The sequence below is a fragment of the Streptomyces sp. SAS_281 genome (assembly GCF_052542855.1).
The window spans coordinates 68,566-83,876 of record NZ_JBMNDO010000021.1 but is presented as its reverse complement, the minus strand read 5'-3'; the positions used below and the strand labels follow the sequence as shown (position 1 = coordinate 83,876).

Annotated in this window: 13 protein-coding genes; 3 read left to right on the top strand and 10 right to left on the bottom strand. The window is 73.3% G+C overall.

The genetic code is table 11. The annotated features are described in order from the left end of the window. Window positions 1-104: 104 nt before the first annotated feature. From ACN6LM_RS10935 to ACN6LM_RS10910, 6 genes are all read right to left on the bottom strand, one after another. A complete protein-coding gene (locus tag ACN6LM_RS10935; RefSeq protein ID WP_445065128.1) occupies window positions 105-1,490 on the bottom strand; it encodes an LLM class flavin-dependent oxidoreductase in 1,386 nt (461 codons plus the stop codon). Then, complete coding sequence (locus ACN6LM_RS10930; RefSeq protein WP_445065127.1) at window positions 1,474-2,265, bottom strand: ABC transporter ATP-binding protein; 792 nt, start codon at window positions 2,263-2,265, stop codon at window positions 1,474-1,476. The genes ACN6LM_RS10935 and ACN6LM_RS10930 overlap by 17 nt, the downstream gene beginning before the upstream one ends. Next, on the bottom strand, window positions 2,241-3,113 hold the full coding sequence (locus tag ACN6LM_RS10925; protein WP_445065126.1) for an ABC transporter permease: 873 nt from the start codon (window positions 3,111-3,113) through the stop codon (window positions 2,241-2,243). Before ACN6LM_RS10925 ends, ACN6LM_RS10930 begins: the two co-directional genes overlap by 25 nt. After that, entirely contained in the window at window positions 3,110-4,177 is a 1,068-nt protein-coding gene (locus ACN6LM_RS10920) for an ABC transporter substrate-binding protein (protein WP_445065125.1), read from the bottom strand. The genes ACN6LM_RS10925 and ACN6LM_RS10920 overlap by 4 nt, the downstream gene beginning before the upstream one ends. A gap of 31 nt (window positions 4,178-4,208) precedes the next feature. Beyond that, a complete protein-coding gene (locus ACN6LM_RS10915) occupies window positions 4,209-4,733 on the bottom strand; it encodes a flavin reductase family protein (protein ID WP_445065124.1) in 525 nt (174 codons plus the stop codon). A gap of 332 nt (window positions 4,734-5,065) precedes the next feature. Then, on the bottom strand, window positions 5,066-6,334 hold the full coding sequence (locus tag ACN6LM_RS10910; protein ID WP_445065123.1) for an ROK family transcriptional regulator: 1,269 nt from the start codon (window positions 6,332-6,334) through the stop codon (window positions 5,066-5,068). Window positions 6,335-6,672: 338 nt separating this feature from the next. On the opposite strand from ACN6LM_RS10910, the gene ACN6LM_RS10905 reads away from it, so the two are divergent. Beyond that, window positions 6,673-9,105: an endonuclease/exonuclease/phosphatase family protein gene (locus tag ACN6LM_RS10905; RefSeq protein WP_445065122.1), complete on the top strand. Its 2,433-nt coding sequence runs from the start codon at window positions 6,673-6,675 to the stop codon at window positions 9,103-9,105. A 24-nt stretch (window positions 9,106-9,129) separates the two neighbouring features. On the opposite strand, the gene ACN6LM_RS10900 is transcribed toward ACN6LM_RS10905, so the two are convergent. The 3 genes from ACN6LM_RS10900 to ACN6LM_RS10890 are packed head-to-tail and all read right to left on the bottom strand — an operon-like array spanning window position 9,130 to window position 11,537. After that, on the bottom strand, window positions 9,130-10,053 hold the full coding sequence (locus tag ACN6LM_RS10900; protein ID WP_445065121.1) for an alpha/beta fold hydrolase: 924 nt from the start codon (window positions 10,051-10,053) through the stop codon (window positions 9,130-9,132). A gap of 9 nt (window positions 10,054-10,062) precedes the next feature. Further along, on the bottom strand, window positions 10,063-11,307 hold the full coding sequence (locus ACN6LM_RS10895; protein ID WP_445065120.1) for a beta-ketoacyl-[acyl-carrier-protein] synthase family protein: 1,245 nt from the start codon (window positions 11,305-11,307) through the stop codon (window positions 10,063-10,065). Then, a complete protein-coding gene (locus ACN6LM_RS10890; RefSeq protein ID WP_445065134.1) occupies window positions 11,304-11,537 on the bottom strand; it encodes a phosphopantetheine-binding protein in 234 nt (77 codons plus the stop codon). The genes ACN6LM_RS10895 and ACN6LM_RS10890 overlap by 4 nt, the downstream gene beginning before the upstream one ends. Before the next feature lie 333 nt (window positions 11,538-11,870). On the opposite strand from ACN6LM_RS10890, the gene ACN6LM_RS10885 reads away from it, so the two are divergent. Further along, entirely contained in the window at window positions 11,871-13,421 is a 1,551-nt protein-coding gene (locus ACN6LM_RS10885; protein ID WP_445065119.1) for a peptidoglycan recognition protein family protein, read from the top strand. Window positions 13,422-13,455: 34 nt separating this feature from the next. On the opposite strand, the gene ACN6LM_RS10880 is transcribed toward ACN6LM_RS10885, so the two are convergent. Further along, window positions 13,456-14,022 (bottom strand): dihydrofolate reductase family protein, encoded by a 567-nt coding sequence (locus tag ACN6LM_RS10880; RefSeq protein WP_445065118.1) that lies wholly within the window; start codon window positions 14,020-14,022, stop codon window positions 13,456-13,458. A 111-nt stretch (window positions 14,023-14,133) separates the two neighbouring features. Between ACN6LM_RS10880 and ACN6LM_RS10875 the strand changes: the two genes are divergently transcribed. Next, window positions 14,134-15,174, top strand: coding sequence for a hypothetical protein (locus ACN6LM_RS10875; protein WP_445065117.1), 1,041 nt, complete (start codon window positions 14,134-14,136; stop codon window positions 15,172-15,174). Window positions 15,175-15,311: the final 137 nt, after the last annotated feature.

Genomic DNA, 15,311 nt, shown 5'->3' with positions numbered 1-15,311 from the left:
ACCCTCACCGTCCAGGACCCGGAGAACTTCGTCGCCATCGTGATCTTCTTCGCGGTGGCCGTCGCGGTGGCCTCCGTGGTGGATCTCGCCGCCCGCCACCCCTGTCAGCCGGTCCGGGCCAGTCCGACGCCGTATCCGTCCGCGTCGCGCACCGGGGCGTCGAAGAGGCGGTTGGCGGGTCGCGGCAGTCCGTAATGGCCGCGCAGGGTGCTCGCGGTGTACTCGGTGCGGAAGAGGCCGCGTTCCTGGAGGATCGGGACCACCCGGTCCACGAAGAGTTCCAGGCCGGACGGGAGCACGGCGGGCATGATGTTGAAGCCGTCGGCGGCCCCGCTCCCGTACCAGTGCCCGATGGTGTCGGCGACCTGCTCGGCGGTTCCGGCGAAGGTGCGGTGGCCGCGCCCGCCGCCGAGCCGCCCGATGAGCTGCCGTACGGTCAGCCGCTCGCGCCTGGCCAGCTCCACGACGAGCGTGTAGCGGCTCTTGGCGCCCTCGATCTCGTCCTCGGTGGGGATGTCCTCGGGCAGTTCCGCGTCCAGGTCCAGGTCGTCCGGGTCGATCCCCAGCTGGCGGGCGAGCTGCCGCTTGGCGTACTCGGGGACGATGAGGCCGTCCAGTTCGGCGTCGAGCGCCAGCGCCTCGGCCTCGGTGTCCGCGATGACGGGCACGATGCCCGGCAGGATCTTGACGCCGTCGGGGTTGCGGCCGGCGGCGACGGCGCGCTCCTTGACGTCCTTGTAGAACGCGATGCCCTCCTCCAGCGTCTGCTGGGCGGTGAACACCGCCTCCGCGTACCGGGCCGCGAAGTCCTTGCCGTCCTCGCTGGAGCCGGCCTGCACGAGCAACGGGTAACCCTGCGGCGGGCGTTGCACGTTGAGGGGCCCGTCGACGCGGAAGAACTCGCCCCGGTGCCCGATCTGCCGTACCCGCTCGGCCAGAGCGTGCACCCCGCGCTCCTTGTCGGCGACGACCGCGTCGTCGGCCCAGCTGTCCCAGAGCTTGGTGGACACCTCGACGAACTCACCGGCGCGCCGGTAGCGGTCGCGGTGCAGCGGGGTGTCGTCCAGGCCGAAGTTGCGGGCCGCGTCGGCGCCCGCGGTGGTGACGATGTTCCAGCCGGCCCGGCCGCCCGACACGTGGTCCAGCGAGGCGAACCTGCGGGCCAGGTTGTACGGCTCGTTGTAGCTGGTGGACGCGGTGGCGATGAGCCCGATGTGCCGGGTCGCGCCGGCGAGGGCGGTGAGCAGGACCGTCGGCTCCAGCTTGGCCGCGGGACGGCGGCCGGGATCGCCCATCAGGACCGGGCTGTCGGCGAGGAAGACCGAGTCGAGACGGCCGCGTTCGGCGATCCGGGCGAGGTTCTTGTAGTGCTCGATGTCGGAGTTCGCGTCGGCCGGGCTGCCGGGCAGCCGCCAGGACGCCTCGTGGTGGCCGGTCGACATGAGGAAGGCGTTGAGGTGGAGCTGCTTGCGGTCAGGCGTGCGGGTCATGGGAGTCCTTCGCTTCGGTGCGGGGCTGCGCGACCCCGAGGGCGGTGAGGAGGGTGTCGCGGTATTCCTGGAAGCGGGGGTCGCGGCGGGAGCGCGGGGCCGGGAGGTCGACGGTGAGGTCGACGGAGATCCGGCCGTTCTCCAGGACCAGGACCCGGTCGGCAAGTTCGACGGCCTCGTCCACGTCGTGGGTGACCAGGAGCACCGCGGGGCGGTGGCGTTCGTAGAGTTCGCGCAGCAGGTCGTGCATCCTGATCCGGGTGAGCGCGTCCAGGGCGCCGAACGGCTCGTCGGCCAGCAGGAGTCCGGGTTCGCGGACCAGGGCGCGGGCGAGGGCGGCGCGCTGCTGTTCACCGCCGGACAGCTCGTGCGGCCAGGAGCGGTCGCGGCCCCCGAGGCCGACCTCGGCCAGGGCGGTGAGGCCGCGCTCGCGGGCCTTCGGGCCGCGCAGCCCCAGGGTGACGTTGTCGATGAGCCGGAGCCAGGGCAGCAGCCGGGAGTCCTGGAAGGAGAGCGAGACCCGGTCGGCGACGGTGAGTTCTCCGGAGCCCTCGACCTTGTGGTCGAGGCGGGCGACGGCCCGCAGCAGGGTCGACTTGCCGGAGCCGCTGCGCCCGAGCAGTGCGGTGAACTCGCCCGCGCCGACGGTGAGGTCGAGCTCCTTGAGGATGTCGCGATCGCCGAAGCGGCGGACCAGTCTCCGGGTGCGGACGGCGGGGCGCGGGGCGACAGCCGTCGCGCCGGGGGCGGTCAGCCCGCCAGGGTGCGTCGCCATGACAGGGCCTTCCCCTCGGCGGCGCGTACGGCCGCGTCCGATGCGAAGCCGAAGATCCCGTAGGCCACCAGGCCCACGATGATCACGTCGGACTGCGCGTACTGCTGGGCCTGGAACATCATGTAGCCGATACCGCTGGTCGCGTTGACCTGTTCGACCACGATCAGGCCGAGCCAGGACGCGGTGACGCCGAGGCGCAGTCCGACGAAGAAGCCGGGCAGCGAGCCGGGGACGACGACCTTGCGGATGAACTGCGCGCGGCTCAGGTCGAGTCCTTCGGCGAGCTCGACGTAGCGGCTGTCGATGCCGGTGAGCGAGGCGTACGTGTTGATGTACATGTTCACCGCGACGCCGAGCGCGATGACGGTGACCTTCATCTGCTCGCCGATGCCGAGCCAGAGGATCAGCAGCGGGAGCATGGCCAGGGAGGGGATCGCGCGCTTGATCTGGAGCGGTCCGTCGAGGAGGTACTCACCGGTCCGGCTCAGCCCGGCGGCCACGGCCAGGAGGACCCCGGCGGTCAGCCCGAAGAAGAGGCCGAGCCCGGCGCGCTGGAGGGAGATGAGGACGTTGTCCTGGAGCCGGCCGCCGGCGACGAGGTCGGACGCGGTGGAGAGGACCGTGCCGGGGCCGGAGAGTATCCGGGGATCCAGATAGCCGGTGGCGGAGGCGGCCCACCACACGGCGATCACCAGGACCGGCCCGATGAGCCGTCCGAACGGGACGGCCCGGCCTGGGCCCAGCCGCTTGCGCGTGTCCCTCGGTGCGGTCGGCGGTGTCTTCGCGGGGGCGGCGGCCGCGTTCACCGGCGGGGCGGTGCGGGGTGTGTGCGTCAGCAGCTCGGTCATGACTTCTCCCGGTACCGGGCGGGTACGGCCTGGGCCGCCAGCCCCTCGAAGCGGCGGTCGAACAGCTCGGTGGCGTCCTGCTCCGGTACGAATCCGCCGGCGGCGAGCAGGTCGGCGGTCTCCTGCTCCCAGGCGATGGCCTCGTCCCAGGAGGCCGGGAACAGCGGCTGGTCGAGCGAGGCGACGATGCGCTTGCCGTCCGCCCGGGAGACGCCCTGGTCCTTCACGTAATAGGTGTCGATCCACCGGTCGGTGTTCTCCCAGGCCCAGACCTGCCCCTTGGCCCACAGCGGGATGAAGCTGCGGACGGCGGCGGCCTTGGCGCGGTCGTTCAGCACCTCGTTGGGCGCCCAGAGCACCGTGAGCAGGTCCACCACGTCGGTCTTCACGGCGCGCGCCCCGTCCTTGCCGTACTGGGCGAGGTACTTGGTGAGGGTGGGCTCGCCCAGCGGGGCGATGTCGACCTGCCCGGACTGGAGGGCGGTGAGGAACTGGGTGCTGGGCAGGGCGACCAGCTCGACGTCGTCGGTGTCGATGGCCGCCCGCTTCAGTGCCCGCAGGACGACGACGCCCTGCGCCTGCCCCTGCGAGAAGCCGATCCTGCGGCCTCGGAAATCGGCGGCGGAGCGGATCTCGGATCCGGCTTTGGTGGCGAACGCGTACAACGGACTGTTCCGCACCTGCACCGCGACGATCTTCGCGCCGACGCCTATGGCATGGGCTTGGATCGGCGGAATTCCGGCGTTCACGGCGAGGTCGATGGAGTGCGCCCGGAAACCCTGGATGATATCGGGGCCCGCGTTGAGATTGGGCCACTGCGCCACCTGGAAAGGGAGTTCCTTTCCGAGGCCGGCGGGGGCGAGCTGGAGTTTGGTCGTACGGACGGCTATGGAGAGTTCCGTCCCCGGCGGTGGTGCCCCGGAGGGCAGTTCTCCGGACGGTTCGGCGCCGGCCGCCGCGTCGGCCCGGGGCGAGCAGGCGGCGAGGGTCCCGATGAGCGCTCCCCCGGTGAGGGCGAGGAACGAGCGGCGGCCGAGCGCCGGGAGCGTGGTGTGGCGTGGCATGGGTGCGTCCTGATCCGTGGTGTCGGGGTGGTCAGAGGGAGAGGTAGGCGCCGTCGTGGAAGAGCAGCGGGCTGCGGCCCTCGTCGAGCTGGGCGTCCACCACCCGGGCGACGACGATGCGGTGGTCACCGGCCGGCACGATCTGCTCGGTCTCCACCCGCAGGTGGCCGGCCACCCCGTCGAGCAGGGGATCGCCGCCGGGCAGGCGGTGCCAGCGCGTGGGGGCGGCGAAGCGGTCGATGCCGCTGGTGGCGAACGTGGCGGCCAGGGGCTGCTGGTCGGCGCCGAGGAAGTGCACGACGGCGGTACGGGCGTGCTCGAAGTGCGGCCACGACGAGGTGGTGGTCCCGATGCCGAACGAGATGAGCGGCGGGTCGAGCGAGAGCGAGGTGAGCGAGGTCGCGGTGAAGCCGACCGGACCGCGGCCGGAGTCGGTGGTGATGACGACGACCCCGGCGGGGTAGCGGCGGAACGCCTGCCGGAAGCGGTCGGGGGCGATCCCCGCCGGGGCGGGGGCGGCGGCCTGGGCCGCGTACGAGGGCACAGTGACGGTCAACGTGTCTCCCGAAGGTGGAAAGCCGGAAAGGGCAGCACGAAAAGGCGGCGGGAATTGCGCGGAGGCATGAATGCGCACGGCGAGGCGCGCACGGACGCGCGGAACGTTCGCCGGATATCAGCGGGTGTTTACCGGAGGCCCGGACAACGGCCGCGACAGGAACACATCGCCGCGGGCGCGGGCGAGCGGAACCGCGGCGTCACCGAGGACGCTTTCGCTGCATTCCGCTGTCGGCTGGTCATGAATCCATCATCCCGTGGCCGTTCGCGGCCGGTCAACAATGCAACTGACTGAATTAAGTCGGATTACGGAAGGGGGCGGCGGGCCCGGTGTCAGGACACCGCGGGCAGCGCCGGCCAGGGCCCCAGCGGGTCCGTGTACAGCGAGCCGAGCGCCACCGCCGCACCCGCCACGGCCAGGACCGACCCGGTGAAGCTGCTCGGCACCACGGCCCGCTCGGGGTCGTCGCACACCACGGACCGCGCGGCCACCTCCGCCCGCAGTTCGGCCAGGCACTCCGGCATCCGCCCGGCCCCAGGCTCGACCACGACCAGCACCTCCGGGTCGAACATGTCGAGGAGCAGCGCCGCAGCCCGCCCGACCAGCCGGGCCCGCCGGCGGAACAGCGCCACCGCCCGCGCGTCCCCCGCCAGCGCCCGGTCGAGCAACTCCGGGAAGGACCCGGTCACCAGCCCCTGGGCGGCGGCGCGCCGCACCATGGCCCGCTCCGAGACCTCCGACTGGAGGCAGCCGGAACGCCCGCAGGAGCACGGCTCCGCACTGCCCGACCCCCCGGCACCCAGGGGCAGATGGGCGACGCTGCCCGCGCCGGAGCGCGGTCCCCGGTGCAGGGCGCCGTCGGTGGCGAAGGCGGCGTCCACGACCGCGCCGACGAAGAGCAGGACGGCGCTGGCCCGGGTCGACTCCTGGCCGAACAGCTGCTCGGCGCGGGCCAGGGCGCGGGAGTGGCTGTCCACGTGGACGGGCAGCCCGGTCGCGGCGGCGAGCAGGTCGCGGGCCGGGACATCGTGCCAGCCCAGCTGCGGATGCGCCACGATCACCCCGCCGACCGGGTCGACTCGGTGCCCGGTGGCCAGGCCGAGGGCGAGGACGGTGCGCCCGTCGGCGTGCGCGGCCACCAACGGGGGCAGCCGGGCCGCGAGCCGGGCGAGAACGCGGTGGGGCTCGGTGGCGCCGTGGGGCCGGCGGTCCTCCGCGACGATCCGGCCGCGCAGGTCCATCAGCGAGAGGGTGGAGTGGGCGACGGCGATGTGGGCCCCGGCCACCAGAAAGCGTCCGGTGTCGATCTCGACGGGGATGTGCGGACGGCCGAGCCCCTTCGGGCCCGCGGTCTCGGCACTCTCCCGGACCAGCCCGCGGGCGAGCAGCCGGCCGACGTGCCCGCTGACGGAGGCGGGCGAGAGGCCGGTGAGGCGGGCGACCGTGGACCGGGCCACGGGGCCGTGGTCGAGGATCGCGCCGAGGACCGAGCCGGTGCCGGTCGGGCGGCGGCCCGGCATGTGCGCCGGTATGTCGGCGCGGCGCGGCGGGGTGGAGCGGTGCTCGTGGGGGCGGCGGACGGGGGCGGAGAGACTCTTCACCGTGTCTTCCAGACCTCGGGGGCGGCGATGGGCGCGGTGTCTGCTCGGCGGAGGCGCGGGGCCGGGGCGCGGGGCCTCGGGAGCGGTGCCTCAGGCGCGGTGACACACGGCGGAGCACACCCGCTTGAGGTCGATGTGACCTCGCGTCGTGAGGTGTGCGGATCGCTGCATGCCGCGCAACGTAGCCGGACCGGCTCAACCCGGTCAAACCATCGCCGCATCCTGGACAGCTCCGTGCGTCTCCGAACGTTTTGCGGAATTCACCTCTGATGCCTTGTCATCGCCGGTTCTACGCGCATAGCTTGTGCTCCTTCACCACACTCTGAGGGGCCTTCTCCGTGCGCATATCCACCACCCGTTCCGCCCTGCTGGCCGGCGCGGTAGCCGTGACGCTCTCGGCGACCGCGCTGCCCGCCGCCTTCGCCGCCCCGTCCGCGACCGCCGTGATCTCCGAGGTGTACGGGGGCGGCGGGAACTCCGGTGCGACGCTGACCCGTGACTTCATCGAGCTGGCCAACGCCGGCTCGGCCGCGTACGGCCTCGACGGGCTCAGCGTCCAGTACCTGCCGGGCGCCCCGTCGGCGGGCTCGCTGTGGCAGGTGTCCGCGCTGACCGGTTCCGTCGCGCCCGGCGCGCGCTATCTCGTCGCGGAGGCGGCGGGCACCGGCGGCACGGTGGCCCTGCCGGCCCCGGACGCGACCGGCAACGTGGCCATGTCCGCCACGAGCGGCACCGTCGCCCTGGTCTCCGGGACGGCACCGCTGACCTGCAAGACCGCCGCCGACTGCGCGGCCGACACCCGGATCGTGGACCTGGTCGGCTACGGCACCGCGGTCGTCCGGGAGGGCAGCGGACCGGCCAAGGGCACCTCGGCCACCGCCTCCGTGGCGCGGGCGGCCTCGCTGGCGGACACCGACGACAACGCCGCCGACCTCACCGCGGCGGCCCCCTCCCCGGTCAACGCGGCCGGCGGGACCGCGGGCGGCGGCGAGGACCCCGGCGACCCGGGCAACCCCACCGAGCCCGGCACCGTACGCATCCACGACATCCAGGGCACCACCCGGGTCTCCCCGCTGGACGGCAAGGCGGTCACCGGGGTCCCCGGCGTCGTCACGGCGGTGCGCGCCTCGGGTTCGCGCGGCTTCTGGATCCAGGACACCGCCCCGGACACCGACCCCCGCACCGGCGAGGGCGTCTTCGTGTACACCGGCTCCACCGCCCCGACGGTGAAGGTGGGCGACTCGGTGCTGGTGAGCGGCACCGTGGACGAGTACTACCCCTCGTCCACCACCCAGTCGGTCACCGAGATCACCGCCCCGAAGGTCACGGTCGTCTCGTCCGGCAACGCGCTGCCCGCGCCCGTGGTGCTGGACGCGAAGGCCGTGCCCGAGACGTACGTGCCCTCGGCCGGGGGCGGCTCGATCGACGCGCTGCCGTTGGAGCCGTCCACGTACGCGCTGGACCTGTACGAGACCCTGGAGGGCACCCGGGTCCAGATCGCCGACACCAGGGTCACGGGCGCGACGACCAAGTACCACGAGGTGTGGGTGACCGTCGAGCCGGCGCAGAACCCGACCCGGCGCGGCGGCACGCTCTACGCCTCGTACACCGACCAGAACACCGGCCGGATCAAGGTCGTATCGCTGGACCCGGCGGCGCCCGTGCCCACCGCGAACGTGGGCGACGTGCTCGCCGGCACCACCTCGGGCGTCCTGGACTACGACTCGTACGGCGGCTACAACCTCCAGGCCACCGCGCTCGGCGAGGTCACCGACCACCACCTGCGGCGCGAGGTCACGCGCAAGCAGAAGGGCAAGGAGCTCGCGGTCGCCACGTACAACGTGGAGAACCTCGACGCGCTCGACGACCAGGCGAAGTTCGACACCCTGGCCGAGGGCGTCGCGGTCAACCTGTCCTCCCCCGACATCGTGTCGCTGGAGGAGATCCAGGACGACAACGGCGCGGTCAACGACGGCACGGTCGGTTCCGAGGCGACGCTGAAGCGGTTCACGGACGCGATCGTCGCGGCGGGCGGACCCCGCTACTCCTGGCGCTATGTCGCCCCGCAGGACGGGAAGGACGGCGGCGAGCCCGGCGGCAACATCCGCAATGTGTTCCTCTTCAACCCCGAGCGGGTGGACTTCGTGGACCGTCCGGGCGGCGACGCGACGACCCCGGTCGCGGCCGTGCAGACGAGGAAGGGCGTCGCGCTGTCGGTGTCGCCGGGCCGGATCGCCCCGGCCAGTGCGGCCTGGGACGACAGCCGCAAGCCGCTCGTCGGAGAGTTCCGGTTCCACGGGAAGTCCGTCTTCGTCGTCGGCAATCACTTCGCGTCCAAGGGCGGCGACCAGCCCCTGCACGGGCGTTACCAGGAGCCGGTGCGCAGCTCGGAGACGAAGCGCGTGCAGCAGGCGAAGGAGGTCAACACCTTCGTCAAGTCGCTGCTCGCGGTGGACAAGTCGGCGCGGGTCGTGGTCCTCGGCGACCTCAACGACTTCGCGTTCTCGCCCACCGTGGGCGCGCTGACCGACGGCAAGGTGCTGAAGCCGCTGATCACCACGCTGCCGGAGAACGAGCAGTACAGCTATGTGTACGAGGGCAACTCGCAGACCCTGGACCACATCCTGACCAGTCCGGGCGTGCGCCGGTTCGACTACGACGTGGTGCACATCAACGCGGAGTTCGCCGACCAGGCGAGCGACCACGACCCGCAGATCGTGCGCGTCGACGTGAACGCCCCGCAGCACGGGAACGGGCACGGGCACCACTGACCCGTGTGCCGCGGGGGGGAGGTCTCAGCCGCCCGCCCGCGCCACGGCGTGGCGGCCCGCCACGCCCCTGCGCGGACGCGGGAGAGCGGCGAGCGGCAGCAGCGCGGGGGCGGACTCCAGAGGCCGGTCGGTGACGAAGCGCGCCACCAGGTCCGCCACGTCGTCGGGGCGTTCCAGGACGACCCAGTGGTCCGACTCGCCGATGGTCAGGAAGCGGCTGCCCTCGATCGTCGCCGCGAAGGCCCGTTGGTGGTGCGGTGAGGTCACGGTGTCGTGCTCGCCGGCGAAGACGAGCGCCGGGACTCCGGCCAGCCCGCCGGAGAAGTCCGGGCGGTGTTCCAGCGACCGGCGCAGCGAGCGCTCCGCGTGCGGGGAGTGCGTGAGGGCGTGCGCGAAGGACCGGCGCACATAACGCAGGGCGAGTTCCCGCCGGTGGACCGGCCGCTCGGGGTCCAGGCACATCAGCGCCTCGGCGGTCAGGGCGGCGAGCCCTGCCGCGTCTCCGGCGTCCAGCCGGCCGACGGCCAGGGCCCAGCCGTCGCGCTGGGCCTCGCTGATGTGCGACGGTACGCCGCCGAGGACCAGGCGGGCGATCCGGCCGGGGTCGCGCCGGGCGCAGGCGAAGGCGACGGACGTTCCGTAGGAGAAGCCGAAGAGGTTGACCCGCTCGGCGCCCAGGTCGTCCATGACGCCGGTGACGGCGGCGGACAGGAGGCCGTCGCCGCTGCCGGGCGGCAGCGGGTCGGCGCCGCCCATGCCGGGCAGGTCGAGGGTGATCACGGAGGCGTGCGGGCCGAGGTGCTCGTCCATCTGGGGCCAGCCGTGCATGCCCTGGAGGGCGCCGCCGAGCACGACGACCGGTTCGGTCCGGGGCGCGGGCTGCGGCAGGACGCGGTAGCGGTAGCGCAGGCCGTCGACGGTGAGGGTGCGGATGATTTCTTCGGTCATGAGCTTCGGTCACCTGGTGAGGACGAGGGCGGCGTTGTGGCCCCCGAAGCCGAGCGAGGTCTTGACGGCCGCGTCGAACGCCGCGGGCCTGGCCTCCTTGCTCACCACCTCGACCGGGATGTCCGGGTCGGGGGCGTCGAGATTGGCGGTGGGCGGTACCAGCTGGTGCTGGAGGGCGAGGACGGTGAGCGCGGTCTCGATGCCGCCGGCGGCGCCGAGCGTGTGGCCGGTCATCGCCTTGGTGGAGGTGACGAGGGGGTGCTCGCCCAGGACCCGGCGGAGCATGGCCGTCTCGATCAGGTCGTTGGCGATGGTGGAGGTGCCGTGCGCGTTGACGTGGCCGATGGCGGCGGCGTCGATCCCGGCGTCCGCGAGGGCGGTGCGCAGCGCGCGTTCGACGCCGAGCCCGTCGGGGTCGGGGGCGACGGCCGAGTAGGCGTCGCTGGAGGCGCCGTAGCCGGTGACGTGGGCACGGACGGCGGCGCCCCGGGCGCGGGCGTGTTCGGGGCGTTCCAGAACGAGCAGTCCGGCGCCCTCGCCGACGACGAAGCCGTCGCGGTGGATGTCGAAGGGGCGGCAGGCGGCCTGCGGGTCGTCGCGGCGGGTGGAGACGGCCTTGAGGCGGCAGGCGCTGGCGATCAGGAGCCGGGAGCAGACGGACTCGGCGCCGCCGGCGATCACGATGTCGCAGGCGCCGGTGCGCAGCATCTGGTGGGCGGTGCCGATGGCGACGGTGCCGGAGGAGCAGGCGGTGGAGACGGCCTGGCTGGGACCGTGGGCGCCGAGGTCGGTGGCGACGCTGCTGGCGGCGCCGTTGACGACGGTGAGCGGGGCGAGCTTGGGCGAGACGCGGCGGGCGCCGCGTTCGGTGAGGGCGGTGTGCTGTTCGTCGTAGAAGGGCAGGCCGCCGTGGGCGGAGCCGATGACGACGGCGACCCGGCCGCTGTCCCAGACGGCGGGGTCCAGTCCGGCGTCGGCGACGGCCTCGCGGGCGGCGATGACGGCGAGGTGGGAGAAGCGGTCCATCAGCCGGTGTGCGGCGACCCCGAGCACGGCCCGGGTGTCGAGGCCGGTCACGCTGTACATGAAGTCGCAGGGCAGGTCGGCCAGTTCGGGCCGGTGCGGGACGCAAGGGGCGGTCGCGGGGTCGTTCACCGCGCGCCAGGTGGCCTCGGCGCCGACGCCCGCCGAGGTGACGAGGCCGATGCCGGTGACGGCTGCGGCGAACGGCGGGAGCCGGTGGGGGGCCGTCACGCGGCGGCCTTGCGGTGCACGGCGTCGACCAGCTGGCCGACGGTGTCGCGCGAGGTGAGCTCGACGTCGTCCAGGTCGACGTCGAGGCGGTCCTCGATGAGGAGCCGCAGCTCCTCCAGCGCCAGCGAGTCCAGACTGAGCTGCCTGAGCGGCACGTCGGGGCGGATCGCCCCGGGATCGGTTCCGAAGTTCGCCGTCAGCAAGGTGCTGATCTCGTCTGCCGTGCTCATGCTCATCGGGCACTTCTCCGCTGTCGTACGCGGTGACGCCTTGCCGCGTGAGATGTGAGTGCCATCGGGGACGCCGGCCGGTCCGGAGTTCTCTGTTATACGCCTTGACGGCGACGGGTCCTGCCCGCGTTCCCCCGTGCGGTGGGCTGCCGTCCAGGTGTACGAATCCCGCGCGGCGCGTCTGCGCGCACGAGCCGTCAACTCCACTGGAGTGCAAAGGATTCGACACGCCTGCGGGCTGATTGTCACACCTTCGGTGGCTCTCTATCGTGAGCAGGCTTCGCGGCCGACCGGCCCCGCCGGCCGCCCTCCCCCCACACAGCAGGAGCTGGTATGCCCACACGCGCCGCCCGCACCCGGACCCGCGCCTCCCTCCTCGCGGCCCTCACCGCCACCGTCCTCGCCGCGACCGGCACCCCGGCCCCCGCGGCGGCGGACACCGGGCACGCCATGGACCGGGCGTTCGCACGGGCCGCCCAGGCGTTCGACGTCCCGCGCGATCTGCTCGCCGCCGTCGGGTACAGCGAGACCCACCTGGACGGTCACGACGGACGGCCCGGCCAGGCGGGCGGCTTCGGTGTGATGCACCTGGTCAGCAACCCGGCGCGGCACACCCTGGAACGCGCCGCCGCCCTCACCGGCGAACCGGTCTCCGCCCTGCGCACCGACACCGCCGCCAACATCCTGGGCGGCGCGGCCGTGCTGCGCGGTTACGCGGACGGGCTGGGCCTCGACGCCCGGGACCGCGACGACATCGACGCCTGGTACCCGGCCGTCGCCCGCTACAGCGGTACGCGGGGCACGGCCGCCGCGCTCTACGCCGACGCGGTCTACACCGTCCTGGCCGACGGGCTCGCCGCGCTCACCCCGGACGGCGAGCGGATCACGGTGACCGGGCGTCCGGTCTCCCCGGAGCGGGACGGGGCCGTGGCCGCGGACTCCGGTGCCCGCAGCGGCGACTACCCGGCCGCGCTCTGGGTCCCGGCCGACCCGAACAACTACACCACCGGCCGGACCGCGAAGATCGACAAGATCGTCGTCCACGTCACCCAGGGCTCGTACGCGGGCTCGATCAGCTGGTTCCAGGACCCCGTGTCCGAGGTGAGCGCGCACTACGTGGTGCGGTCGTCGGACGGGCAGATCACCCAGATGGTGCGGGACGCCGACACCGCGTACCACGCGCGCAGCGCCAACGCCTCGTCGCTCGGCATCGAGCACGAGGGGTTCATCGACGACCCCACCTGGTTCACGGACGCGATGTACCGCTCGTCGGCCGCCCTGACCGCCTCGCTGTGCGACACGTACGGCATCCCGAAGGACCGGGCGCACATCATCGGGCACAGCGAGGCCCCCGGCAACGACCACACGGACCCCGGCCCGTACTGGGACTGGGACCGCTACATGGAGCTGGTGACCGGCACCGGGACGGACGGCGGGACCCGGGACGGGCTGAGCTTCACCACGTACACGACCCAGCGGTCCGGCTCCACCGGGCCCCAGGTCACCGCCCTCCAGCGGCTGCTGAACGCCCAGGGTTACGCGGCGGGCGAGGCGGACGGCACCTTCGGGCCCGCCACGGCGGCGGCCGTGACGTCGTTCCAGTCGGCGCACGGCCTCGACGCGGACGGGGTCGTGGGCGCCAGGACCTGGACGGCGCTGCTGTCCGCCGGGACCACGCCGGTGCTCGCCGAGGACGCGACGGGCGAGGACGTGAAGCGGCTCCAGCGGGCCCTGACGGCGGCGCTGGGCTCGACGGTGGAGGCGGACGGCACCTTCGGCCCGGCGACCGCGACGGCGGTGCGCTCCTACCAGACGGGGCGGGCCCTGACGGCCGACGGAATCGTGGGCCCCGCCACCTGGACGGCGCTCCAGGCGGGCCGCTGACGGAGCGCCGGCGTCCCGGGCCCGCCCCGGGGCGTCACCGGTCGGCGCGGTCGTAACAGAGCTCCACGACCCCGGTGCCGAAGGTGCGGGTGCCGGTGAGGCGGAGGGGGCGCAAGGTCTCCTCGGTCGGGAACATCGGCTTGCCCCGGCCGATGAGGACCGGGTGGACGTAGACGCGGTACTGGTCGATCAGGTCGTGTGCCGCGAAGGACGCGGCGAGATCGGCGCCGCCGAGGGCGAGGTCGCCGCCGGGCTGCTCCTTGAGGGCCCTGACCTCCTCGGGGACGACTTCGCGGACGATGGTGGTGTTCCAGTCGGCCCGTTCCAGCGTCCGCGAGTAGACGTACTTCGGCATGTTCCGCCAGATGGCGGCGAACTCGGCCATCGGCCCCGCGTTGGCCGGGTCCTGGTCGGCGGTGGGCCAGAAGCCGGCCATCAGCTGATGGGTGACGCGCCCGTCCAGCATGCCGCCCATACCGGCCAGTTGCTCGTTGAAGTAGCTGTGGAGCTCCTCGTCCACCGTATGCCAGTCGATGTTCCGGTCCGGGCCCTCGATGAAGCCGTCGAGTGACATCGACATCCAGTAGACGATCTTGCGCATCGGGGACCTCACCGGGCGTTCGCGGGACGGGGCGGGAAGCCCCGCCGACGTTACCGGGCGGCGGGCGGCCGTGCTTGACGCCGAGCCCGGCCGGCGCGTAGGTGTCGGGGCATGAGACTCGGAGAGGCGCGCGCCGCCGCCGCGCATTGGGTGTCCACGTACGCACGCCCCGCGCCGGAGTACCTGGGGGCCTACTTCAGCGGGTCCACGGTCGGGCGGCCGGACGACGCGGAGCTGCCCGTCTCCTCGGACCTGGACGTCGTCGTGGTGACGGAGGGGGCCGAGGCGCCCGCGAAACCCGGCAAGCTCCTGCACCGGGGCGCGCTGCTGGAGATCACCTACGAACCGTGGTCCCTGCTGGCCGACCCGGAAGCGGTGCTGGGCGCGTACCACCTGGCGGGCGGCTTCCGCCAGGACACCGTCATCGAGGACCCCACGGGGCGGCTGCGCGCGCTCCACGCGTACGTCGCGCCGCGCTTCGCCCGGCGGGAGCACGTGCGGCGGCGGTGTCTGGACGCCCGGCACCGGGTCGAGAGCCGGCTCGCCGCCCTGGACACCACGCAGCCGTTCGCCGCCCACGTGCTGGCGTGGCTGTTCCCCACCGGGGTCACCGCACACGTCCCGCTGGTGGCCGCCCTGCGCAACCCGACCATCCGGCTGCGCTACCCCGCGGTGCGCGACGTACTCACCGCGTACGGGCAGGAGGCGCTGTATCCGGAGCTGCTGGCGCTGCTGGGCTGCGCGGAGGTCTCCGCGCCGCTGGTGCGGCACCATCTGGACGAGCTGGCGCGGACGTTCGACGCCACGGTCCCCGTCGTCCGCACGCCGTTCTTCTTCGGCGGCGACCTGACCGCGCGGGCGCGGCCCGTCGCGGTCGACGGCAGCCGGGAGCTCATCGACCGGGGCGACCACCGGGAGGCGGTCTTCTGGATCCTCGCGACCTTCGCCCGCTGCCACACCGTGCTGGCCGTGGACGCGCCCGGACTGCACACCGCCAGGCTGCCGGCGTTCCGGGAGGCCGTCGCCGGCCTCACCGGCATCGCGCGCACCGGGGACCTGCTCGCCCGGCGCGACGAGGTGCTGCGCTTCACACCCCGGCTGTGGACGGTCGCGGAGGAGATTCTGGCGGCCGGCCCGGAGGTCGTCGGCTAAGGGCTGTCCCGCAATTCCTGGTGGAACAGCGCGCGGCGTCGGATGCGGTGCATCGCAAGGCGGAGAGGCGCCCGCATACGGGAGGTATCCGGGCGTTTCGACAACGCGGCGAGGTGCCGTGGCTGTCGCCGTGCGCC